At 32.8% G+C, this 22,482-nt stretch carries 32 protein-coding genes and 1 tRNA gene; 14 read left to right on the top strand and 19 right to left on the bottom strand.

Translation table 11 applies throughout. The features are described 5' to 3' along the window. From K5790_RS04945 to K5790_RS04935, 3 genes are read right to left on the bottom strand one after another with little or no spacing between them, the layout of a single operon-like run. On the bottom strand, window positions 1-282 hold the full coding sequence (locus tag K5790_RS04945) for an elongation factor 1-beta (RefSeq protein WP_297592888.1): 282 nt from the start codon (window positions 280-282) through the stop codon (window positions 1-3). Window positions 283-286: 4 nt separating this feature from the next. After that, window positions 287-466 (bottom strand): zinc finger domain-containing protein, encoded by a 180-nt coding sequence (locus tag K5790_RS04940; protein ID WP_297592887.1) that lies wholly within the window; start codon window positions 464-466, stop codon window positions 287-289. Between the two features lie 53 nt (window positions 467-519). Further along, on the bottom strand, window positions 520-1,656 hold the full coding sequence (locus K5790_RS04935) for an NAD(P)/FAD-dependent oxidoreductase (RefSeq protein ID WP_297592886.1): 1,137 nt from the start codon (window positions 1,654-1,656) through the stop codon (window positions 520-522). 183 nt (window positions 1,657-1,839) lie between these two features. On the opposite strand from K5790_RS04935, the gene pth2 reads away from it, so the two are divergent. Genes pth2 through K5790_RS04915 form a run of 4 tightly spaced genes read left to right on the top strand, consistent with a single transcriptional unit; the run spans window position 1,840 to window position 5,318 of the window. Beyond that, the gene (pth2, locus tag K5790_RS04930; protein WP_297592884.1) at window positions 1,840-2,193 is read left to right on the top strand and encodes a peptidyl-tRNA hydrolase Pth2; all 354 of its coding nucleotides are present in this window, start codon (window positions 1,840-1,842) and stop codon (window positions 2,191-2,193) included. Between the two features lie 46 nt (window positions 2,194-2,239). Beyond that, window positions 2,240-3,835 (top strand): lyase, encoded by a 1,596-nt coding sequence (locus tag K5790_RS04925; RefSeq protein ID WP_297592882.1) that lies wholly within the window; start codon window positions 2,240-2,242, stop codon window positions 3,833-3,835. Then, the gene (gene truD / locus K5790_RS04920; RefSeq protein ID WP_297592881.1) at window positions 3,832-5,028 is read left to right on the top strand and encodes a tRNA pseudouridine(13) synthase TruD; all 1,197 of its coding nucleotides are present in this window, start codon (window positions 3,832-3,834) and stop codon (window positions 5,026-5,028) included. The genes K5790_RS04925 and truD overlap by 4 nt, the downstream gene beginning before the upstream one ends. A 59-nt stretch (window positions 5,029-5,087) precedes the next feature. Continuing rightward, a complete protein-coding gene (locus tag K5790_RS04915) occupies window positions 5,088-5,318 on the top strand; it encodes an Lrp/AsnC ligand binding domain-containing protein (protein ID WP_297592880.1) in 231 nt (76 codons plus the stop codon). Here the strand turns inward: K5790_RS04915 and K5790_RS04910 are convergent. Further along, the gene (locus K5790_RS04910) at window positions 5,311-5,523 is read right to left on the bottom strand and encodes a hypothetical protein (protein ID WP_297592879.1); all 213 of its coding nucleotides are present in this window, start codon (window positions 5,521-5,523) and stop codon (window positions 5,311-5,313) included. The two genes, K5790_RS04915 and K5790_RS04910, sit on opposite strands and share 8 nt — an antisense overlap. 105 nt (window positions 5,524-5,628) lie before the next feature. Here K5790_RS04910 and K5790_RS04905 point away from each other — a divergent pair, with 105 nt between their 5' ends. Then, complete coding sequence (locus K5790_RS04905) at window positions 5,629-6,315, top strand: hypothetical protein (protein ID WP_367182859.1); 687 nt, start codon at window positions 5,629-5,631, stop codon at window positions 6,313-6,315. A gap of 3 nt (window positions 6,316-6,318) precedes the next feature. On the opposite strand, the gene K5790_RS04900 is transcribed toward K5790_RS04905, so the two are convergent. Next, window positions 6,319-6,567, bottom strand: a complete 249-nt coding sequence (locus tag K5790_RS04900) for a hypothetical protein (protein WP_297592876.1) — start codon at window positions 6,565-6,567, stop codon at window positions 6,319-6,321. 120 nt (window positions 6,568-6,687) lie between these two features. Between K5790_RS04900 and K5790_RS04895 the strand changes: the two genes are divergently transcribed. Further along, window positions 6,688-7,170 (top strand): hypothetical protein, encoded by a 483-nt coding sequence (locus K5790_RS04895; protein WP_297592874.1) that lies wholly within the window; start codon window positions 6,688-6,690, stop codon window positions 7,168-7,170. Here K5790_RS04895 and K5790_RS04890 read toward each other — a convergent pair. Genes K5790_RS04890 through K5790_RS04880 form a run of 3 tightly spaced genes read right to left on the bottom strand, consistent with a single transcriptional unit; the run spans window position 7,154 to window position 8,651 of the window. After that, window positions 7,154-7,393, bottom strand: coding sequence for a hypothetical protein (locus tag K5790_RS04890; RefSeq protein WP_297592872.1), 240 nt, complete (start codon window positions 7,391-7,393; stop codon window positions 7,154-7,156). The genes K5790_RS04895 and K5790_RS04890 overlap by 17 nt on opposite strands. 33 nt (window positions 7,394-7,426) lie before the next feature. Continuing rightward, complete coding sequence (locus K5790_RS04885; protein WP_297592870.1) at window positions 7,427-7,579, bottom strand: hypothetical protein; 153 nt, start codon at window positions 7,577-7,579, stop codon at window positions 7,427-7,429. A 37-nt stretch (window positions 7,580-7,616) separates the two neighbouring features. After that, window positions 7,617-8,651, bottom strand: a complete 1,035-nt coding sequence (locus K5790_RS04880) for an alcohol dehydrogenase catalytic domain-containing protein (RefSeq protein WP_297592868.1) — start codon at window positions 8,649-8,651, stop codon at window positions 7,617-7,619. 358 nt (window positions 8,652-9,009) lie between these two features. Between K5790_RS04880 and K5790_RS04875 the strand changes: the two genes are divergently transcribed. Together K5790_RS04875 and K5790_RS04870 are read left to right on the top strand one after the other, a co-directional pair. After that, on the top strand, window positions 9,010-9,243 hold the full coding sequence (locus K5790_RS04875; RefSeq protein WP_297592866.1) for a hypothetical protein: 234 nt from the start codon (window positions 9,010-9,012) through the stop codon (window positions 9,241-9,243). Between the two features lie 44 nt (window positions 9,244-9,287). Next, window positions 9,288-11,315 (top strand): thioredoxin domain-containing protein, encoded by a 2,028-nt coding sequence (locus K5790_RS04870; RefSeq protein ID WP_297592864.1) that lies wholly within the window; start codon window positions 9,288-9,290, stop codon window positions 11,313-11,315. Here the strand turns inward: K5790_RS04870 and K5790_RS04865 are convergent. Then, on the bottom strand, window positions 11,312-11,632 hold the full coding sequence (locus K5790_RS04865; RefSeq protein ID WP_297592862.1) for a hypothetical protein: 321 nt from the start codon (window positions 11,630-11,632) through the stop codon (window positions 11,312-11,314). The two genes, K5790_RS04870 and K5790_RS04865, sit on opposite strands and share 4 nt — an antisense overlap. A 20-nt stretch (window positions 11,633-11,652) precedes the next feature. Here K5790_RS04865 and K5790_RS04860 point away from each other — a divergent pair, with 20 nt between their 5' ends. Then, on the top strand, window positions 11,653-11,778 hold the full coding sequence (locus tag K5790_RS04860) for a hypothetical protein (protein ID WP_297592861.1): 126 nt from the start codon (window positions 11,653-11,655) through the stop codon (window positions 11,776-11,778). Window positions 11,779-11,844: 66 nt separating this feature from the next. Here K5790_RS04860 and K5790_RS04855 read toward each other — a convergent pair whose 3' ends face one another. After that, on the bottom strand, window positions 11,845-12,186 hold the full coding sequence (locus tag K5790_RS04855) for a hypothetical protein (RefSeq protein WP_297592860.1): 342 nt from the start codon (window positions 12,184-12,186) through the stop codon (window positions 11,845-11,847). Window positions 12,187-12,261: 75 nt separating this feature from the next. Between K5790_RS04855 and K5790_RS04850 the strand changes: the two genes are divergently transcribed. Beyond that, window positions 12,262-12,720 carry a hypothetical protein gene (locus tag K5790_RS04850; RefSeq protein WP_297592859.1) on the top strand — a complete coding sequence of 153 codons (459 nt, stop codon included), beginning with the start codon at window positions 12,262-12,264 and terminating at the stop codon, window positions 12,718-12,720. On the opposite strand, the gene K5790_RS04845 is transcribed toward K5790_RS04850, so the two are convergent. The 7 genes from K5790_RS04845 to K5790_RS04815 form a co-directional block, all read right to left on the bottom strand. Beyond that, a complete protein-coding gene (locus K5790_RS04845; RefSeq protein WP_297592858.1) occupies window positions 12,683-13,441 on the bottom strand; it encodes an FxLYD domain-containing protein in 759 nt (252 codons plus the stop codon). The genes K5790_RS04850 and K5790_RS04845 overlap by 38 nt on opposite strands. A 59-nt stretch (window positions 13,442-13,500) precedes the next feature. Beyond that, complete coding sequence (locus tag K5790_RS04840; RefSeq protein ID WP_297592856.1) at window positions 13,501-14,190, bottom strand: hypothetical protein; 690 nt, start codon at window positions 14,188-14,190, stop codon at window positions 13,501-13,503. Next, window positions 14,187-14,477, bottom strand: coding sequence for a hypothetical protein (locus K5790_RS04835; protein ID WP_297592854.1), 291 nt, complete (start codon window positions 14,475-14,477; stop codon window positions 14,187-14,189). Before K5790_RS04835 ends, K5790_RS04840 begins: the two co-directional genes overlap by 4 nt. Before the next feature lie 33 nt (window positions 14,478-14,510). Next, a complete protein-coding gene (locus K5790_RS04830) occupies window positions 14,511-14,744 on the bottom strand; it encodes an Lrp/AsnC ligand binding domain-containing protein (RefSeq protein ID WP_367182844.1) in 234 nt (77 codons plus the stop codon). 54 nt (window positions 14,745-14,798) lie between these two features. Then, window positions 14,799-16,115 carry a DEAD/DEAH box helicase gene (locus tag K5790_RS04825; RefSeq protein ID WP_297592850.1) on the bottom strand — a complete coding sequence of 439 codons (1,317 nt, stop codon included), beginning with the start codon at window positions 16,113-16,115 and terminating at the stop codon, window positions 14,799-14,801. 103 nt (window positions 16,116-16,218) lie between these two features. Further along, window positions 16,219-17,022, bottom strand: a complete 804-nt coding sequence (locus K5790_RS04820; protein WP_297592848.1) for a DsbA family protein — start codon at window positions 17,020-17,022, stop codon at window positions 16,219-16,221. 76 nt (window positions 17,023-17,098) lie between these two features. Then, window positions 17,099-17,173: transfer RNA gene (locus K5790_RS04815), tRNA-Thr, on the bottom strand. Window positions 17,174-17,294: 121 nt separating this feature from the next. Here K5790_RS04815 and K5790_RS04810 point away from each other — a divergent pair. From K5790_RS04810 to K5790_RS04800, 3 genes are all read left to right on the top strand, one after another. Next, on the top strand, window positions 17,295-17,522 hold the full coding sequence (locus tag K5790_RS04810; RefSeq protein ID WP_297592846.1) for a hypothetical protein: 228 nt from the start codon (window positions 17,295-17,297) through the stop codon (window positions 17,520-17,522). A gap of 69 nt (window positions 17,523-17,591) precedes the next feature. After that, window positions 17,592-18,047, top strand: a complete 456-nt coding sequence (locus K5790_RS04805; protein WP_297592844.1) for a redoxin domain-containing protein — start codon at window positions 17,592-17,594, stop codon at window positions 18,045-18,047. Window positions 18,048-18,101: 54 nt separating this feature from the next. Then, complete coding sequence (locus tag K5790_RS04800; RefSeq protein WP_297592842.1) at window positions 18,102-18,653, top strand: pyruvoyl-dependent arginine decarboxylase; 552 nt, start codon at window positions 18,102-18,104, stop codon at window positions 18,651-18,653. Here K5790_RS04800 and K5790_RS04795 read toward each other — a convergent pair whose 3' ends face one another. Further along, on the bottom strand, window positions 18,654-19,808 hold the full coding sequence (locus K5790_RS04795) for a hypothetical protein (RefSeq protein ID WP_297592840.1): 1,155 nt from the start codon (window positions 19,806-19,808) through the stop codon (window positions 18,654-18,656). It abuts the gene before it with no gap. Window positions 19,809-19,922: 114 nt separating this feature from the next. On the opposite strand from K5790_RS04795, the gene K5790_RS04790 reads away from it, so the two are divergent. Beyond that, window positions 19,923-20,489, top strand: a complete 567-nt coding sequence (locus K5790_RS04790) for a hypothetical protein (RefSeq protein WP_297592838.1) — start codon at window positions 19,923-19,925, stop codon at window positions 20,487-20,489. A gap of 114 nt (window positions 20,490-20,603) precedes the next feature. Here the strand turns inward: K5790_RS04790 and K5790_RS04785 are convergent, their stop codons facing one another. Then, window positions 20,604-22,376 carry a M3 family oligoendopeptidase gene (locus K5790_RS04785; protein WP_297592836.1) on the bottom strand — a complete coding sequence of 591 codons (1,773 nt, stop codon included), beginning with the start codon at window positions 22,374-22,376 and terminating at the stop codon, window positions 20,604-20,606. Between the last annotated feature and the right edge of the window lie 106 nt (window positions 22,377-22,482).

Below are 22,482 nucleotides of genomic sequence, written 5' to 3'. Positions count from 1 at the left end.
CTATTTCATGTCAACTGACATGCGGCTCATATTGAGGACTTCAAATTCGCTTACACCCTCAACTGATCTAATAGCATCTTCTAGAGAATCCATTTGACCTTCTTGGTCTTCTAAAATAAATTCGGCCTTTAGAAATTCTAATCCAAATGCTAATGGCTCTTTAGCATGTCTCTTCATTGAGATGCCTTCTTTTAGTGATGACTTTATTGTTTCAGCTAATTTATCAAGATCAACTTCTGTTCCTTCAGGTAAAATTTTTGTAACTAATAGTAACTGTGTCATTTTTCTATGGCCCCAAAACATTACATGATGAGCAAGTATAATTTCTTGCTGCCTCTCTGCAACTCTGACATCTCCAGATTAAATCTTCACCGCAATTAGGGCAGTTGAATTTTACACATTTATCATTGGGCATAATATGTCTGTGGCAACAACTACAAGATGGTAATGATATAGTAGATGACATACCACAAATTTTCAAAAACATCATTTATACCTTCCTTAGAAATTGCGCACGTTTTAACCAAGTAATTTTTTTAACTCTCCTCCAATTAGGACTTGAGCTGTTTTGATAGAATTTTTGATCCCAAGTAATTTAATAATTGATCCTGTATGAAAATCAAAATCATCTTTTTGTGAAATGTCATGAATTATTTCAGGTGTGATTGAATCAAATAGTTTGTTTATTGTATCATTGTCTAGTCTTTCTAGAATTTTTCTTGCAAGCAATTGTTTTTCAAACTCTTTTCCAAATTTACCCATCCATTGCTTTTGGTATAATTCCAAGTCTTTAGGGTTGTTTGATTTTAGATATTTTGAAATTGCTCTTCCTGCTAACAATCCCCCCATGCCACTTGAATATATCCCTCCTGCCGTAGTTGGCTTTGCTTGACCTGCAGCATCTCCTATGATTATTGTTTTTTCATCAATAAAATTCTCTATTGGTCCCTTTATCCAGATTGGTGCAAAAATCTTTCTAATTGTGGAATAATTTCCTTTTTCTTCTAACATCTTTTCTAAAGTTTCAGATACGTTGATTGCTTTTCCTGCCACACCTACTTTGCCTTTTCCTTCCCCTGATGGAATAATCCATGCAAAGAATCCTGGAAATTTTTTTTGATCAAAGATTACTTGAACTTTGCCCTTTTTTATCCAGTCTGCATAAATCTCATATTGTGCTGATGATAAAATTCCTGTTCTGTCTTTATGGATTAATGATGATACCCCTCTTGCATCAACAAAAATCTTACAATCAATATTTTCTCCATTTGTTCTAATTCCTGAATCCGTAATTTCTTGAAATGATGTTCTTACTTTGATTGTTGCTCCATTTTTTTGAGCTTGATGTGCTAGTTGTTTGTCAAGCTCACGTCTGCTAATTTCTACTACTTTTTGCCTTTCTGAATTTATTGTAAAACTTTTGCCGTTTGGTGCTGTAATTTCTGCTGATTCAATCATATGATCAAAAGTTTTTCTAAATGGAATTACTCCTAATTCTTCTAATCCTGAAATACTAACTAGTCCACCGCAGTGCTCAGGCGTTCCGATTTCATAGTCTTCCTCTATTACTAGAACACTGTTTTTGTTTGCAGCAATCTCTCTTGCACAAACTAGTCCTGCAATACTTCCACCTGCTATTACTACATCATAATACACAATATTTTTGTCCCATAGATGTTAATTAACTTCATTAATTTCTCAAAACTGAATTTCTCAAAACGCTGTTTTGTGTTTATGTCATGAGAAAAAAGACAAGATGAAGATAAAGACGATAAGAAAAATCCTATATTTTTTCAAATAATCAAAAGACTTTCATTTCAGCATTTTTAAGAAATCTTGATGGGTGATATCAAGCAAGTAATTGTAGTAAGAACTGATCTTGATATGGGAAAGGGTAAGATTGCAGCTCAGGTAGGTCATGCTTGCGTATTGGGTGCAGAACATGTCAGAAAGTCTCATCCAGAATGGTATGAGCAATGGTGGGCAGGTCAAGAAAAAGTGGTAGTAAAGGTTTCTGGGATTAAGGAATTAGATGAAGTCAAAAGACACGCAATTGATCTGAATCTTCCATGGTCTGAGGTGACTGATGCAGGTCATACTCAGATTGCTCCAGGTACCACGACATGCATCTCCATTGGTCCAGCTCCTGAAAATTTAGTTGATAAAATTACAGGTGATCTGAAATTACTGTAATTATTTCTTGGAATAAGATATAACAAGGCTTGATATTTTTTCAAATATGAAGAAAAAAGCAATTTTTGTAACTGTATTTTTTGGATTTATTTTACTCTCATCTACTGTAATGATCACATTACCTGGAATACTTCCTAGTGACGATGATCCGGAGATGACTCTTACTGGAACTCCTGCTGATAATTTCCCTGATGAACAACGAGCACAATTTTGTGGCTCTGGAATTCCAAAGTCAACTGCGTATGTCCAAGAGTATGCCATTCCAACAGCTTGTACTAACCCACTTGCAATTGTAACTGATTATGATGGAAATGTTTGGTTTGCCGAAACTAATACTGGAAAACTAGGAAAGTTTGATCCTAACACTTTGACATTTACTGAATATGATAATCCTACATGGCCAAAAGGTGGTCGCTCTATGATGTGGGGGATTGATTATTCTCCAGACGGTTCAGTATGGTTTACTGATGAGACATATGATTCAGTTTGGAAGTTCTCAACTCTTACTGAGAAATATGATAGATTGGCATATCCCTCAGAAGGTGATTCTCTACCACAAAAACTCAAAGTGCATGGCTCTCAAATTATCATTAATGACTTTACTGGCAACAAACTAACATTTTTAGATCCTACCTTATCTGAGAATGTAAATTATCTGAGCATTCCATCTCCTGTTGATAATTCAGTTACTGCAGACTTTGCAATTGATAAAGACAATAATGTTTGGTTTACTAATTGGCTATTCCAACAAGGAGGGGTTCTAGTCAAATTTAACCAAAATGCCTACATGGATACAGCTGCAAAATCCGTTGACAAATTTTTACCCTTGATGGATTATATTGAAATTTATCAGTTACCTCCAGAACTCTTAACCCCAAATGGTGCAGTAGTGTCTGATGATGGAACAGTTTGGTTAGCTGATACAACCTCATCATCGTTCTTTAATTTTGATCCAAATACTGAGACATTCACTCAATACATTACAGCAGATCCTCTATTGAGTACTTATGGTAACCAAACAGGTGTAGTCAAATCTCTAATATCAAGACCATACTGGATAGAGTCCGATGAACAAGGACGAATAATATTCAATGCCCAAACTGCAAACAATATTTCCGTAATGGATCCAAAATTACAATCCCTTGTTGAATACCATGTTCCTTCCAAGAATCCTAATTGGGCAGATTGTGATCCTGGGACTGGAATGATGTTGGCTGATTGTGGATTAGCTCAAGTTTTTGACTTTACAGTGAATGGACAAAAAATTTGGTTTACAGAATGGGTTGAAAATAACATTGGAGTAGTTGATACTAGTGTTCCATTACCACTTGAGATTCAAATAGAATCAAACTCTGTTAATTTATTGCCTGGTGATTCAAAACACTTTAACTTCATTGTCTCGCCAAAATCACAAAATGACATTGGTGTTTCTCTAATTTTGTCTTCAACTCATGAATTCTTGCAAATAATGCCTGATCATAATACTCCCGAGTCATTTCAATTAGACTCTGATGCCCCAAGACCAATTCATACAACAATATATGCAACTGAAGATGCAATTCCAGGAACCTACAAAATTTTAGTTGGAGCTCAATTATCTGATGTTGCAATTAGTAAATTCATTACAGTGACAATAGAGTGATTCCTGATATAGATTCACAAATTGGTATTGATGTTTATAGTACTGATTTTGTTGGGATTGGTGGAAAGATAAGAGATTCTCCTGAAGATTTTCAAGTATTTGAAATAATTTCAGAAAAATCCCAAAAGGAAATTGGAGATAACGATGGGTATGCTGTTTACAAGTTACGGAAAAAAAAGATTGACACTAATCATGCCCTATCTGATATTTTTAGAAAAAAAGGTATTCGTCTAAAGTCACTTGGTCTAAAAGATTCGTACGCAATTACAGAACAGTATGTGTGTTCTGGTAATAAAGGACATTCCGTTGAGGATTATTCAACTGAAAAATATTCTCTTACAAAAATAGGCTATGTCAACAAACCATTGTCAAAAAAAGATATGATATCAAATCATTTCAAAATAAAAATATCTGATTGTTCTGATGGATTGACTAATTTTACTGAATATGAAAAAATTCTAAATTTTTATGGATATCAGAGATTTGGCTCTAAAAGAGCTGTAACTCACCTAATTGGCAAGGCAATATTGCAAAGAAACTTCCAAAAAGCAGTTGATTTGATTCTTAGCTTTACATCCTCATATGACTCTAAAGAGAATACTGAGATAAGAGAAAAACTCAAGGATAAAGAAAATTATTCAAAGTTTTATGAACAGGTTCCAAAACAGATGGATACTGAAAGAATTGTTCTAAAAGAAATGATTGATTCAGATGATTGTTCAAAGGCAATTCGAGTAATTCCTCTGTCATTGAGAAGATTTTACATTCAGGCTTATCAATCTTTTATATTCAACAAGTCTCTAAGTTTGGCATTTTCTGATGGTGAGGATCTTTTTGAGACACAAATAGGTGATGTTTGCTTTGATGATCATGGAATAATTGGAAAATATGTCAAAGGAATGGATCAAAATTTGGCATTGCCTTTTGTTGGATACTCCTATTACAAAAAAACAAGATTTGACTATCAGATATCTCAGATCTTGACCCAAGAAGAAATTACTCCTAAAGATTTCTACATTAAAGAGATGCAAGAGGTAAGTAGTGAAGGGGGATTCAGACAAGCTTCAATTCATGTAACTGATTATTCTTCTCATGATGATATTGTGGAATTCTCTCTTTCAAGAGGATCTTTTGCAACTATCTTGCTAAGAGAAATAATGAAACCGCAAGATCCAATTCTTGCAGGTTTCTGAGATCTGTTTAGAAATAATTCCTTAGATGTCTTTAAGTTGATGTTTTCTAATAACCCATCATGGAAAAAGCATACATGTTGATAAGTTGTGAAGTTGGAGGAGAACAAGAACTATTTGAAGAATTAAATGAAATACCTGAAGTTAAAAATTGTATAATCACATATGGTAGTTATGATCTAGTTGCAGAATTTGTTACAGAGAATTCATCAGAAATGAATCAAGTAATTACATCCAAAGTACGAAAATTATCTAAAATTAGAAGTACCATCACATTACGAGTAATTAACTAGATTTTTTATAATAACTAATTCCAATACCTGTACCAATTATGATTACTCCAACAATTGCAATCTGCATTCCATAACTAATCCAGTCTGGATTGTGATACATGAATGATGTTTCAGGACCCACTACTCCATACCCTTGAAGATGAAAAATAATTCCCATTATTCCTATGATTGTGCCTACTATTATTGGTAGATTGCCTACCTTCATCAAAAATAATCCTCCCTCTCTGATTAAAAAGGGTAAACAGAATTGATAATTTGACCAAATGATTTTTCGATTTGATCTTTAATGACTATCTTAAGATGTACAATATTGTATAATTGGAATTATACTGATGAATCTCATGGTCATTCGTATTTAGGCTTGATACTGTTCTCATCAGCAGCCTTAATCGCAATAATGATCTTTCTAATTTTTCATCCTCAAATTGAGGCCTTAAACAAAGAATCCCCAATTTTAATTAATTTGATGTTTGTCCCTGCAATGGCGATTGGATTTCTTTATGGGGTAAGAATTACTGAAAGAGCAGTTAATCCTGGTGAAATTAGAAGCTCCTTTAAGCGTTCCATTACAAAAATTTTCTTGTTCTTTTTTGTAATTGGTGGGATGTTCAGCTCTGTAAATTTTGCAATTAATGGCGGAAGTATTATGCCTGATATTTCTATTTTAGAGGATGGTTTATTGCCATGGCTTAATGAATTTGTTACTGCAAACGGAGGGGCTACATTTCTAATTATTACTAGTATTACATTGATGGCAGGTGCAACAAAAAGAATAGTTGGGATGAATACTGGATTCTTAAATCGATTGGTGACATTTGTTGGAACCTTTGTCTTTTTTACTATGTTGGCACTAAGCTTTACAAAATCAGATCCTACATCTTCTGGTGTATTTTTGTATACATTTTATCAAGCAGGAATTGTTGGAGGGGCATTCTTTGCAATGAATAGACTAACCAAAAATAAAAACATGCTAGAAGATTTTGCAAATGGTTACTAGTTTCTATTTATCTAAATCCACATAGACGCCAGAAATTTTGTTATTAATCCTATCCAAATATTTCTCACAACTTTTATCTTCAAAGTTATTTTCTTTACATTCATTAAAATGCAATGTGTTGTGTCTTTGAATATTATCTGAATAAAGAACATCTCCTCCTATTGCCAGTGCTATTAATCCTACAGCAGCTAAACTTGCAGCCACAACAATCATAGAATATCCTACCTTTGCATAATTGTGTGGCTCTTTCATTTACAAAAAATCCATAGCTCTTGAATTTAATCTTTTCAAGTTGTTATTTTGCGATCTTAATCGTATGACTAGTGGTTTTTTTGGGAAAAAAAGAAAAGACAGTACTAAAAACTACCTTCATTGAGCATACAAATTCTTCAATATGAGTTTCTAGGGCCAATCCCACTTGATGAATGGGGCCCTCCTATGGAGAAATTGGTATATTTGATATTATCTCGAGACAAAGATCGATTTAACATAATCTATGCAGGAGAATGTGAAAAAACCGAAGAAAAGTCATATTTTATTCAGCATTCACAATTTCAATGCTGGATAAAGCAGTCTGGTTCAGAAAAATCTCTTTATCTTGCTATATTGCCAATGTTTGAATCCAGTAATATTCAACGACAAAATGTTCTTACTCGAATTAATCAACGATACAAACCCCCATGCAATACTGATACAGTAGAATCAAAACCTGATTATATTGTTAGGTCATCAAAATCTGAAAAGATTACTTGCGCTTGCTGTGGGGCTGAAATGAAATCAGAGAAAATTCTTGAAAAATCTACTTTATACCGATGCACTAATTGTGGAATAAGTGATACTAGACTTGACTCTTGATTTTATTTTGAACATCAAATAGTTGAAGTGTTAACAAGTCTATTGCTTTTTTCAAATGCTGAAATTCATTAATTGAATGAATTTGCCCTTCTACTAATACTCTCATAATTTTAACAGTATTTTTTTGAAAATCATCTGATGCTACTATTTCCATCGCATTGATTTTTGATAAAATATTATCTAAATCCTTTATCATTTCATCAGATGGCTTGTGTTTATCCATGAGTCTTTGTAGATGATTTTACTATATGAATTGTTACAAGAGCTCCTCATCAATTTCTTGAATAGGATCCAAGTATTGTTGACAAGTGCATGTTGGAATCTGACATTTGCCCATCTTGATTAAGGAATTACTGTCTTCATTTGGAATGTGGGCTTCATTTGTATGATGACATCTTTTACAATTCATAATTAAAAACTACCACTCTGTTATTTATGCCCAAAAGTTATGGAATTAGAACTGCTCTTGCCTTAATTTCTGAATCTTTTAATTTTTTTAAAACTTGATTTGCTTTCTCTAGTGGAAATACTTCTGATATTACCTCTAAATTTTTCTCATCACAAATTTTGATTACTTGTTCCATGTCTTTTGTAGAGCCAATCAAAGTACCTCTAATTGTTTTTTCTTCAAATGCCATAAATGCCGGTTTTTCACCAATTGTTGCAATTACTACAAGGCCCCCCTTCTTTACTGCCTTTATTGCAGTATCAGTAACAATATCTGCTGGTGCAAAAACAATTGCAGCATCAAGCAGACCGTGTTTCTCTTTAAGATTAGCGAGAAATTCCTCTTGGTTTTCAGAAAATTTCATAGTGTCTATTGCGCCTAATCTTTTTGCAACATCAAGATGATTCTGTGATCTTGAAAATGCAATTACATCACAATTTTCTACTTTGGCAAATTGAACTGCCATATGTCCTACTCCTCCAATTCCAAAAATTCCTATTTTTTTGTGAGACTGTGGCTCTGAGGCTTTTACTGCCTTGTATGCCGTAATTCCTGCACAAAATAATGGAGCCGCATATTCTGGTTTCATATCTGATGGAACTTTTGTTGCAAAATCTTCTGCCACTGTAATGTATTCTGTATATCCTCCTTTGTAGGATTCCCCAGTAATTATTGATGATTCGCAGAGATACTCTTTCCCTTCTTTGCAATATTGACAAATTCTACATGCCTCTAAAAGTGGAGTAATTCCAGCTCTATCTCCAACTTTGAATTTTGTAACTTTGTCACCAACTTGTATGACTTTGCCAACTAACTCATGACCTGGAACTGTTGGAAGAGTTGGTGGGATTCCTATATCCTGCCAATCTCCCTCAATTCCATGAAGTTGTGAATGACATACTCCACATGCCTCAATTTTTATCAAAATTTCATCAGGTCTTTTAATTTCATGTCTATCAATATTGGTTAATTTTAATGGATTATTCTCAATTTTATCACATTTTTCAAGTACCATTGCACGCATTTTCTCCATGATTAACTAAAATTTATTACAGGATTTTAAGATTCGCAAACGAATTAAGGTGAGTTTAGATTTTTTATCTCTAAACACTTTGAATCAAATTCATTGAGATATTTCTTTATGTTGATTTGTTTATCTTTGATGTATAACTCACATGTCTCTGAATCTATCAATTTACTGGCATTTTCAATATTTGTAGTATATTGAAAAATTAAAACCCCCACAAGAATTATTATCAAAATTATTGGTAGCCTTCTCTGAGTAATATCCACACATTTTTCCCAAATAATTTCTAACTTAAGCGTATTGAAAATAACATGATTTCATAATTTGCCATTAGAAAAATAAAGGACCAGATTTGCTGTAAATTGTGAGTAAAATTTCTGAGGAAGACAAAGAAAGAGTAAGACTATTGCAACTTGTCACATCATCAAAACATGAATTTAAAAAACTCTCAGTTGCTCAATTACGACGATTACAAGAACTAGTTGAAAAAAAAGATTACAGTCATGACAAAAAGGCCCATAAATCCAAAGTTAAACTGTTGGCAAAGATTAATGTTAGAATCTATGAATTAGAAGAAGGAAGAGGGATTTGGGGATAATTTCTTTTAATTAGGTACAAATATTCTAATGAATCTGAATACTTGTGGCACAAAACAAACTCATCAATGAAACCAGTCCCTACCTACTTCAACATGCCCACAATCCTGTTGACTGGTATGGGTGGAATGATGAAGCATTACAAAAAGCTAAAAATGAAAATAAACCCATCTTTTTGAGTATTGGATATAGTTCATGCCATTGGTGTCATGTGATGGCTCATGAATCATTTGAGAATGAAGAAGTTGCAAAATTTATGAATGAAAATTTTGTTAATATCAAAGTAGACCGAGAAGAAAGGCCAGACATTGATGATATCTACCAAAAAGTTTGTCAGATAGCTACTGGTCAAGGAGGATGGCCATTGAGTATTTTTCTTACTCCAGATCAAAAACCCTTCTATGTTGGAACTTATTTTCCTGTTTTAGATTCGTATGGTAGACCTGGGTTTGGAAGTATTTGCAGACAACTATCTCAAGCTTGGAAAGAAAAACCTAAAGACATTGAAAAAGCAGCAGAAAATTTTCTTGATGCATTAAATAAAACTGAAACTATCAAAGTTCCCTCTTCATTAGACAGGATTCTACTTGATGAGGCTGCAATGAATTTGTTTCAGCTAGGTGACCCTACTTTTGGTGGGTTTGGTTCTGCTCCTAAATTTCCAAATGCTGCAAACATTTCATTTTTACTTCGTTATGCAAAACTATTCGGACTCTCAAAATTCAATGAATTTGCACTAAAGACACTTAACAAAATGGCCAAAGGTGGAATATTTGATCAGATAGGAGGTGGTTTTCATAGATACTCTACTGATTCAAGATGGCTAGTACCTCATTTTGAAAAAATGCTTTATGATAATGCCTTAATTCCAGTAAATTATGCTGAGGCTTATCAGATTACCAAGGATCCATTCTATCTTGAAGTTTTACAAAAAACATTGGACTTTGTTTTACGTGAAATGACTTCCCCTCAAGGTGGATTCTATTCTGCGTATGATGCAGATTCTGAAGGAGTAGAGGGCAAATTCTATGTATGGACGAAAAGTGAAATTAAAGAAATTCTTGGAAGTGATGCTGATATTTTCTGTCTATATTATGATGTGACTGATGGTGGAAATTGGGAAGGAAATAATATCTTGTGCAATAATCTCAATATTTCAACAGTCGCATTTAATTTTGGAATTACTGAAGATAAAGTAAGAGAAATTCTTCTTTCATGTTCTGAAAAATTGTTAAAAGTTCGCTCAAAAAGAATTCATCCTGGTTTAGATGATAAAATACTTGTATCCTGGAATTCTTTGATGATAACTGCATTTGCAAAAGGGTATCGTGTAACTGAAAATGCAAAATATCTTGATGCTGCAAAAAAATGTATTTCATTTATTGAAGAAAATCTATTTGAAAACGGTAAGTTACTTCGAACATACAAAAATGGAACTGCAAAAATAGATGGTTATCTAGAGGATTACTCTTATTTTGCAAATGCATTACTTGATGTATTTGAAATTGAACCTGAATCAAAGTATCTTAAACTTGCTTTGAAATTGGGTGATCATCTAGTTGATCATTTCTGGGATTCCAAAAATAGTAATTTCTTTATGACATCTGATGATCATGAGCAGCTAATAATTAGACCTAAAAGCAATTATGACTTATCTCTTCCATCTGGAAATTCAGTTTCTGCATCTGTAATGCTTAGGTTGTATCATTTTTCCCAAAAACAAGACTTTCTTGATATTACTACAAAAATTTTAGAATCTCAGGCTCAAATTGCAGCTGAAAATCCCTTTGGATTTGGTTATTTGTTAAACACATTGTCAATTTATCTGGAAAAACCTCTAGAAATCACAATTCTAAATCTTGAAAATTCAAATCTTTGCAAACATCTACTTACAAGATATCTGCCTAATTCATTTATGGTCACAATTCAAAATTCAAATCAACTTGAAAAGTTATCTGAATTTTCATTCTTTGCAGGAAAATCTTTTCCTAACAAAACATCAGTGTATATTTGCAAAAACTTTTCCTGTTCTTTACCCCTATCTAATATTGAAGAGATTGATTCTCATCTTTAGACTTTTTTCAAATTGACTTCAATGGTATTGCCAACTTGGGGTCTTCCCATGTTGTCATATCTGGATTTTGGCATTGCGATAGTGATCTGTGTTTGTTGATATGATTTTATATTCACTGTAGGTTGTGCTTGCAATATTGCCTCAAGTAATGGCATGACCTGCTCTTTGGTTTCATCATCAAGTTTTTTTGAAACATTTTCAATAATCATTTGTTTTTGAGATATAGGCTCTGTTGAAACATTTTCAATTAGTGTAAGCTGTACCATTTGACCATTATCGACAATTTGTGTTATTCTAAATTCATTTGTATCTGACAATGCTTTGATGTATAATTTTGATGATTTATCTTTACCGTATTGCAAAATACAAAGCAATTACTGCGGTAGCTACTGCTGCAGAGACTCCTAACCCAAAAATAATTTTACTACCATCCACATTCATAGAAATCAATATGCAAAAATAGAATTAAACTGTAACTATGATTCTTTTTTTATTAGAAAAATTGCTTATTTTAAACAAAAAGTTATGATTAATCATTGGTTGAATTCTCATCAGGCGTTTCTTGAGCATCTTTCTTTGAGGTTATTGATACTTCTGGATTCAAAATTGCCTTTTTGATTAGGGGTGCTCGTTCTTTAATTATTTGATTGAATTCCTTCATATCATCCAATCCGGGCGTCAAATGTTGATTTTGATATGCCTGTAAAAATCCAGAATAGACACATCCTGTAATTATTCCAAATGCTGTATCTGGTACTGATTCGACTTCTGGCACAAAATTTTCGGCAATTTGTCTATAAGACTCTGATTCGCTAATGTAATAATCAATTAAACTGTCAATGAAGTCTTTATTCTCTTTTGATATTCCCATGATTTTTTGATGAATCCCTAGTTTATTTAATTGTCTTTTGCTTAACCGTTTAATTATTCATCAATTATTTTCAAGATGTTGTGGAAATTAGAATTTGATGATGGTTATTTTAGAATATTGGATGAAAAAAAATTAGTTGCAGGGTATTTTGATCCTGATTATGGTGATATTTTTCCAAAAGAAAAAACTGAAGATATTATTGAATCTATGGTGAAAAACCATGATAAAGTTCTAGGTGGGGTTATAATGGTACCATTAGTTAAATTTGGTTTATTTGATACTGATTTAGAAACTGAACTCTCAGAAATTGAAAGAAATGTGATTAGAGTTAATACTCATTTGCAAAAATGGAAGCAGTTTTTGTCTACATTTAACCCTGCATTTCATTCAATTAGAATTTCTCACACTGATCAAGATATGCTAACCATTACATTTCCAGTTAAATTTTCAAAACCTACTCCGCTAGAAAAAAATCAATTACTAGAAGAAATTTTTCCTATTTTAGATTTGTTGCAGAAATCAGATTTATCATAATTCTTCCAGAGAATTTTGTAATTCCAATATATGCTGATAGTGTTAGGATAAGTACCACAGCAGTTCCAATGGGAAATTCAGGTACTGCAGCATATTCTTCAGATTCTGCAACCAAAGAGTATTCTGTGATCTTATTGGTTTGAATCTTGTCTGGAATTGATACTAGAAAAAATGCGTTATCCTGAGAACGTAGATAATCGGGCTCAGGATTTACTCTGTTTACAGAAACAACTTTGCCATCTTTGTCATACATTGTTGCAATAACTGATATCATATTTGCAGTTGTTTCTCCTTTATTAGAAACAGTTCCAGTTATCATCAAATTATTGAAATTATCCATTGATAATTTTGATTCTGAAATTCCAATTACTTGATTTTTAGGTGGACTGACATTATAGTCCAAATCCAAAGAATATGATTTTACTTTTTTTGCATTATGATTGGTCAATATTAGATCAAATGGCCCTTTCATTCCCGGCATTATGGTGTTTACAAGTGAACTTGTTTTTTTACTCTCTATAATCTGACCATCTTTATCAAATAATGTTGCATGTATACTAATTTGGTTTAGCGGGGCTTGTAGGTTGTTTATAATTTCACCCACAATATGAAATGTCCCATCATCGCCTATGTATTGTTGATCATTTTCAATATATGCATCACCAAAAGCAACTGGAATTGTTGAAACAAAAAGTAAGGAAAAAATGGAAATCCATTTCATACCTCTTTAGTGTTCTATTCTTTAAAGAAGTTTATGTTGTGATTTTATATTTTTAGAATTTAAGGCATATGCTCAATCTTCCATTTTTGAGCCTCATTGACACAATTAAACCACTCTACTTCTATATTATCAGAATCAAATTCACCCAACTCGTTTTTGTATTGACTATCACATTCTTTTTTCATATTTTCTGAAATTTGAATTACCTTTTGTATCAATCCTGTTTGTGGTGCTTCAAACTTTTCTGGTTCATCAAAACTCTTTATTCCTGTTTTGGCTGAATAAAATTCAACTAGTCCTAGCATTTCATATTCTAATGCTTCCTGAAACTGTGTATCTGATCTTACCTTTGCCAACTCATCACCGGTTTTAATCCACTCTATGTACTGTGAATCACTTTCAAGCTGAGTTTGTGATGATAATTTCAATAGTTCTACTGAACTCTTGAAGAGTTCAGGTGGGTTAAGATGGTCATATCGCAAAATGATATCTTTGAATTTATCTAGATGTTCATCATAAAATTCTAATAATTCTTCCTTAGAAATGTCTCCTTCTTCCCATCTTGTTTTTTCTGAATAGAATTTTGTTTGAAGATCTTTTATGTCATTTTGGATTTGTTCTAACTCTATTCCAAATTGAAGTCCTTTTTGTTTAGTTTGATCTACAGAATAATTATATCCTATAATCAAGCTTACAATCAAAATTGCTATTGCTGCTATTGTTATATTTTGAATAGTCTTTTTTTTCAAAGATAATCTACATAATTTCCATTTTCATCTAACTTTAATTCTATGGTGAATTCTGAACCGCTGATAAATGACTCATTACGTACAGATCTTACCCTGGCAATAACTAATTCATATGGCCAAATTTCTACAACTATGGAGCCAACTTTTACTTTTGGAACATCTGTAATTACAATATCATCTGGATTTACCCCGTGTCTCTCAATCATATGAAGAGCATGATCAAGAAGAGGTTGAGGGTTGTTATTATTTAGTACCCAAACTGTCCCTTCATAATCTATTTTTTGCAATTTGAAAAATTTCCTAATTTACTCCTATAACAATTATTCGGGATTTATTACATTTAGAGTCATTGTACTTACTACTCTGGATAGTTTCCTAATCATCCCAATTGCTTTCTCAAAGGCTTCTTGGTTTTCTGTTTGAATTTCTGCAATTACATCATATGCTCCAAAGGTAAGGTATGCATTGCTAATGTCTTGCATTTGTTTTAATTCGTCAACAATGTATTCTTCAGCCCCCAGATCACAATTCAATAAAATAAATCCTCTATGCATTTGCTAATCCTGATTATAATTTAGAAGTTCAGGCCTTTAAGTTTTGCAGTTGTTTTACCATCTACTACGTCCACCGTAGCTATTTCTATTGTCTTTGTCATTGTATCTTTTTCGTGGACCTCTGTTATCTCTTGGATTGCTACCTCTATCAGATCTTCCATATCCTCCAGAACGTCCCCCTCTTGAATAGTTGGATCTTGATTGACCTCCATATCTTCTTGAAGGCGTTTGTCTCTTTAGAGGATCTGGTATTGAAATTTGAATTCCCATTTCCTCATTCAAATCTCTAAGTGGAACTTTGATTTGTCGCTTGATTAGATTCCAGTCTCCAACTGATGAATATGATACAAATGTAATTGCTTTTCCCTTGGCACCTGCACGAGCAGTTCTGCCAATTCTGTGAAAATAAGCCATTTCCACGTTTGGAACATCATAATTAATCACCAATTCTACTCTTGGAACATCAATTCCTCTTGATGCCACATCTGTTGCAACTAAAATGTCTGCTTTACCACTGCGGAATTTTCCCATTGATTGTTCTCTTCTGTGTTGCGACATATCTCCTTCAATTGCTACTGCATCAAATTTCTCTTGATGTAGGAATTTTGCAACATCTCTGGTTCTGTATTTGGTTGAACAAAAGACAATGCATTGACCTTTGACTGGCTTGATAAAATCAATTAGATACTTGAATTTGTCTCTGTCTTTAATGACTAAGTATGATTGATCAATTCCCTCTCCACTTAAATCATCAGCATCAAGTAGGAATTGCTTTGGATTGTTTAGATATTCTTCTGATAGTCTTAGAATCTCTGTTGGCATTGTAGCTGAAAACAGTGACATTGTTCTGTCTTCTGGTGCAAGATCTAAAATGAACTGAATATCGTCAATAAATCCCATATCTAACATGGTGTCTGCTTCATCAAGAACAATATGAGTAATGTCTCGTAATTCAATTGAACCACGCTTGAGATGATCTATTAATCTACCTGGAGTTGCAACTACAATCTCTACTCCTCTGTCTAGCATATCTAACTGCAGACCCATTCCTTGACCTCCATAGACAGTTGCAACCTTGATTCCGGTATATTTTCCAAATTTCTTAATCTCTTCGGAAATCTGCATTGCAAGCTCTCTAGTTGGTGCCATGATCAATCCTTGAATTCCATTTTTTGGTTTGATCTCTTGTAACATTGATAATGCAAATGCGGCAGTTTTTCCTGAACCTGTATGTGCTTGTCCTACAACATCTCTTCCTGAAAGTAATACTGGAATTACAGCCTCTTGGATTGGAAATGCTTCCTCAAATCCTTGATCAGCAATCCCTTTCAGTATATTTTCGTTTAATCCTAATTCTTGAAATTTTGTCATTTTATTTACTTCTCTTTAGCAATGACGAAAAAGCTCATTGCCTACTCGTCATTATTCCGATATTTTGAGACCCGGCTTAGGTCTAATAAACGCTTGTTATTTTTTATGCATCTAGTTGCACATCAATAATTTTTTTGAAACTATCAAATGGCTGAGCTCCTTTCAACTCTACATATCCTAACTTGTCATTTCCTACAAAGAATCCTGGTGTGCCTGTAACTCCATAATCTCTCCCATCATCAAGATCCTTTATTATCTCGTCAATGTATTTTCCACTTGATAGACAGGAATCAAATTTTTCTTGATCTAACTGAATTGCAGTAGCATATTGGCTAAAAATAGAAACTGCAATTACTGTTTCTTGATCATTCCACTCATTTTGATTATCAAATAACATGTCATGCATTGCTCTGAATTGTCCTTGCTCATTTGCACATTCTGCTGCAACTGCTGCAGGCAAAGCATTAGGATGAATGCTTTGAATTGGAAAATCTCTGAAGACTAGTTTGACTTTGCCTTGATCGATGTACTCTTGTAAAATTAAGGGAAGTGTCTGAATGTGGAATCTAGCACAAAATGGACACTGAAAATCAGAAAATTCTATTATTGTAATTGGGGCATCAGGATCTCCAATAATGGGATCATTATCCATTGAAATTTTTACTGGTAGTTTTGGTTGTTCTGATGGTAATTGTTTTTGTAACATTTTGAGTTCAAGCTTTGCCAAGGCTTCATCTAATTTTTCTTCAGAAATTTGGTTAGAATTAATACTTGAGTAGGATCCTGCAAAAAATGCGGCTATTGCAACTGCTATAATTACTGCAATAATCAATCCATTAAAAGTTGATTTTTTTACTGATACTGTATTTTTGCTAGGGGAAGAAAAATCTACATCATCTGAACTCATTTAAGATATTCCCAGTTTCTGTATACTTATTCGTATTGCCATATCTTTGAGAATTTTGGTTTTTAAATAAATTAAAAGCCAATGACGGGATCCGAACCCACGACCTGCTGATTACAAATCAGCTGCTCTAACCAGGCTGAGCTACATTGGCACGATGTAAAATGAAATTTTTCAAGCTTTAAAGTGTTACCAGAGTTTATCTGAAACAATTTTTTTAAAAATTTGATCGAATTTCCGTCAATTTATAATAATGCCGTATTTTGATACCTGTTATGAGATACATTGAACCAACAAGAGTTAAGGTTCTAATGATGATGTTTTTTGCAACCGGGATAATGGGGATGATTATTGGTTTGGTAATTGCTCCTCCATCAATGACTATGATAATTACTTTTATGGGTGTGATTAATTTTGGATTAGGTGCATTCTTTTCATTTATCCTGTTGACTCAGACTCAAAAGTCCCCTGATAAAAGAAAGAAAAAAAGAAAAACCGACTAGTATGTTTGTTTAAAAATACTTGGAAAAATTGATAGTTAGTTGTTATATACTCTGTAAATAATTACGGTTATGCAAGAAGGCCAATTGGCACCAAATTTCACATTAGTTGCAAATAATGGTGATTCTATAACTTTGGATTCTTTTAGAGATAAAAAAAACGTGGTTCTTTGTTTTTATCCTAAAAATCATCTCTTTGGATGTCCTTCAAAAAAAGTTTTCAAAATGGCAGAAAGTGTAATTTCTTCATATGGCGATATTGTCTCAACTGAAACTGAACTCTTTGCAATATCTATTGATACCATTGAAGATCAAGCAAAATTTGTAACTGACTATAACATTCCATATCTTCATCTAAGTGATACATCCAAAGATACATGTAAACAGTATGCGGGCTTGAATATTGTTGGATTGCCCAAACGTTCTACATTCATTATTGATAAAAAAGGAATTGTTAGAAAAATTTTTCGTGATATTGATGTTGAAAAACATGGTAAACAAATTGCCGATTTTTTAAAACAAATGTGAGAATCTGTTTGTAAATTAAACTATAAATAATAACTATAATTCATCAATTCAGAAATGCTCGATTTAGTTGCAAAAAATCTCTTTCTTACAAAGGGCAAGGGTGTTCATGAAGATAGATTAACAAGTTTTGAATATGCTCTAAGAGATGCAGGAATTGCAGGTACTAATCTTGTTTTGATTTCTAGTATTTTTCCTCCTAATGCAAAACTGATTTCAAGAAAAGAGGGATTAACCAAAATAAAACCTGGGCAAATTCTGTTTACAATCTACTCTAAGAATCAAACAAATGAACCTTATCGTGTATGTGCTGCATCTGTTGGACTTGCACGACCAAAAGATAAGGCTCGATATGGATACCTCTCAGAATACGAGTCCTTTGGTCAAAATGAAACTCAAGCTGGTGAATATGCTGAAGATATTGCTGCACAGATGTTGGCCTCTTCTTTAGGTATTCCATTTGATGTTGATAAAAACTGGGATGAGAAAAGACAACAGTGGTCAATCTCTGGACAAATCTATAACACACATAACATCACACAATCAGCTAAAGGAGATAAGGATGGGAAATGGACAACTGTTTTTGCAGCTGCAGTCCTTTTGCTTTGATTATTTTCTATACCCTTTAAGATAAAACAAGGCAGCAGCAATTGCAACTATTGTAATTATTGTAACAACTGCGATTGATTCATCAAATTCTATTTTTGTATTATCAACTTTAAGATGTTCTCCACCCAATGAAAAAACTAACTCTTCACTCCTCACTGATGATTTATCTCCGAAAATATATTTTCCTTGAATTCTTTGTCCTTCCATTGGATCAAAAACCCAACCTGCTTTTGTAATATCTGTAGGAATCATTTCATTTCCAATCATCTGCGTTGGTAAAATATTCCCTTTAACATCTGAAACCTTTGTATCTTCAGGTGATAAAATCACCACTTGAATTATTGAATTTAGGGGATAATTTCCAGATGAAAAATATTTTGATCTCTTTAATTCGTCTGTTTTTAGAAATTTCAATGGGTTAATCTCAGTTATGGATGGGGCTGTGTTTGGGTATATTGCAGTTAATCTTAATTGCATTAATGATTTGGTCTCTGAAGGGATAATGGAAAATGTCATTTTTGCATTTTCATTAATTGAGAGATTTCTTGCAACATCATAAAACCCACCGTCTTCTCTGATCTCTTTTGGAATCAGAAGTGCTGATATTTTTTCATACATTGAAGATGTATCTTCCATAGGCATAGTGTATACTGCTGAAACTGTACCCTTTCCAGAAATAATGCCTGATGTTTCTAATGCCATGCTTGTCTCATCATTACTATGAATAAATGTAGAATGTAATTTGGCATTTGTATCAAATACTTGGTTAATATCATCAATAAACTGATTTGCTACTCTCAGTGTTGTATTTTGTATTTGTAAGAAATTTTTATCTTCTGGATTTCTTTTAACATTTATCAAAATACATGATTGATTATCCACGCCTAAAATACACTGATTTTGATTGGTTAGTGTCACTGCTGAAATATTCCCGCTTTCCCTAATTTTTTGTTCTAACTCTGATGGGATTTTCATCTCCTGAATACTTGTTGTTTGCAATGTAATTGATGCTGTTACGTTTTTAGAGATGCTCTTGTCTACAAAAAATTGTGCTGTTTCTTGAAATGTGGATAGTCCAATTTCTTGAGAGAAAGCGAAATTAATTGAAATACTTGCAAAAACAATCATCCCGATAACAAATAGACTTTTTTGCATAGCTAGACCCATTTAGATGAAATTATTAAATTTACTCTTATTTCATCCTTTTGTGATTTTTTAATCAATGCATCGACTAACTAATATTCTCATTTTTATAATTAAATAATTGAAATGGCCTTAATCCCTTTTCTTGTTGATATCTTTCAAGATCCTATTTTTTCGATAATATCTGTCTTGGGAACTTTTGGAATTGGTTTATTTCAAGGAATTATTTTAGGTCGGGCAATTCTTTTACGATTTCCACGTCTTCAAAATCATCTAAAAACGGTTTCTATTACTTTGTTTGTTTTATTTTTAATCAATGCAATTCTTAGTGTTCCACGTTTTGCATCTCCTGAAAAAATTGAACTATCCAATTTATCTGCTGCAAATCCGTCTGAGATTGCATCTGTCTTATTTCTAATTTTTGGAATGAATACTGGATTTCTGACTGTACTTGCTATTTCTATTACTGTTATGACATTTGTACTTCTAAAATTTACACATCTTCATGGAGTATCAAAAGGATTCATCTTCTTCTTTAGTATTCTTTTACTCATACTTACTGCTTTGAGTAGATTTACTGATCTTACTCCTAGTACATTTGAGGTTCTCTTGTATTTTCTATATCAGTTAGGTATCACAATTGGAATATTGGCAGGCACTATTAGAAAGATAAAACCTAAAAAATTAGAATAATTTCAAAGGTTTAAATCTGAATATCGTTGGTTTTAAAATGACATCGAATTCAAACCGTTCGGGGAACAAGCTGGCAGTCCTTGCGTTGGACTGTCAGCCCCATTTATTCAAAATTCAATTCAATTTGGATAGTGCTTTAACCTGTGTATCTATATAATCAAAACCCTCTTTCCAGAATTTGGGGGATCTAATATCAAATCCATACTCTGAGAGTAATTTTTCAGGCTTTTTTGAGCCGCCAGCAGCAAGAATGTTGATGTATGATGGGACAAAGTCTTTGCCTTCTTTTTTATATCTTTGAAAAAGTGATAATGCAAGCAAATTCCCAAAAGAGTATGCATAGCAATAAAATGGCGTATGATAGAAATGTGGAATACAACTCCATTCAATTGAAAAATCATCTGATAAATTAATTGAATTTCCAAATTGTTCTTTCAAGTTTTGAAGATATGTTTTTGAAATCTCATCTACTGTTGTTCCTTTGCCAATCTGTTTATGTGCATCAATTTCAAAAATTGTAAAAAATGATTGTCTTAGAATTGTTGCATACAAATCATCTATCTTCTCAGATAACATGATCTTTTTTTCATCATCAGAAATTTTGTCAGAAATATTATCGTATAATAGTAATTCTGAAAATGTAGAGGCTGTCTCAGCCAAAGGTAATGGTGCATCTTGAACAAGTATTGATCTATCTTGTGCTGCTTGACTATGTACTGCATGTCCAATCTCATGAGCCAAAGTAAAAACATCTCTTGATTTTCCGGTAAAATTTACTAAAACATATGGGGTAATTTTTGGAGTAAGTGTACTGCAAAATGCTCCATCTCTTTTTCCTGGTCGAATTGACGAATCAATATGATTTTCATTAAAAACTTTCCTTGCAAATTCTTCTAGTGTGTTGCTGAATTTACCTAACGATTCAAACACGAGATTTACAGATTTATTATATGAGTAATTTTTCTCCTTAATTTTTGCAGTAGCTGGTGCATAAAGATCATATCTTCTTAGCTTTTTCATTTTTAACATCTTTGCTTTTTGGACAAAAAACTTTTGAAAAACCGATGAATTACTTTTACATACCAAAAGAAGTGATTCTATTGTTTTATCATCAACATCATTTCCAATATTTCTCATTGATATGGGTGTCTTGTATCCTCTAATTTCAATACCTTCATCTTTCCAATTAAGAACTATATTTTGATAAATCTCTCCTATCACTCCTTTGTTTTCAGCATATTTTGAAAGAATAGTTTTGTAAGCTGTCTCCCGAATCTTTGGATTGGTACTTCTTACATAATTTGTGAGTTCTTCTCTTGTCATTTTTTTAGTTTTGTTGCCTAATTTCATTTTGTACTCATAGGCGTTTGTAATTTTATCATACAGTTTTACAAGTGCAGAAATTCCTGTGACATCTAAAGTATTGATAATTCGCTCTTCTGGCTCACTTAATGCATATTTTGCAAATAATCTCTTATGAGCTAGATACTCTTTTAGCTCACCTGCGTCATTCATGAGTCGTTTGGCATTTTTTTCGTCTACTTGAATCTTCCACCATAAATCAAAGAACAAAATTTTGTTTGAAATATCTGATCCTAATTTTGACATCCTTGTCATCAGGGATGTTGCTTCATCTGATTGAGTGTCTGAAGAATATGACAATGATGCATAACCTCCAATTTTACTCATCTTCTCTGAAATCTCTTCAACATGATGTAAAATATTCAAAAACTTCTTAGAAGACATTTTTGGGTTCAATTTTGATTTTATTTTTTCAAATTCTTTTGCTTTTTTTTCTAATTCTTGAATTTGTTTTTGAAAAGCAGGACTTTTTGGATTCTTTGCTAATTCAGACAAATCCCACATTCCTAATTTGTATTCGGACATCGAATTTCATGATTCTCTAACTATTAAAAAATCAATCCTTCAACTTTATTGAATTAAATTTGAACCATGACATTTTTGATTCTGGAATCATTTTATGCTAGTATTT

Origin of the sequence: Nitrosopumilus sp. (assembly GCF_025698945.1) — an archaeon.
In the GTDB taxonomy this organism is placed as follows: Archaea; Thermoproteota; Nitrososphaeria; order Nitrososphaerales; family Nitrosopumilaceae; genus Nitrosopumilus.
The sequence above is the reverse complement of the archived record's forward strand: the minus strand, read 5'-3'. Positions and strand labels throughout refer to the sequence as shown.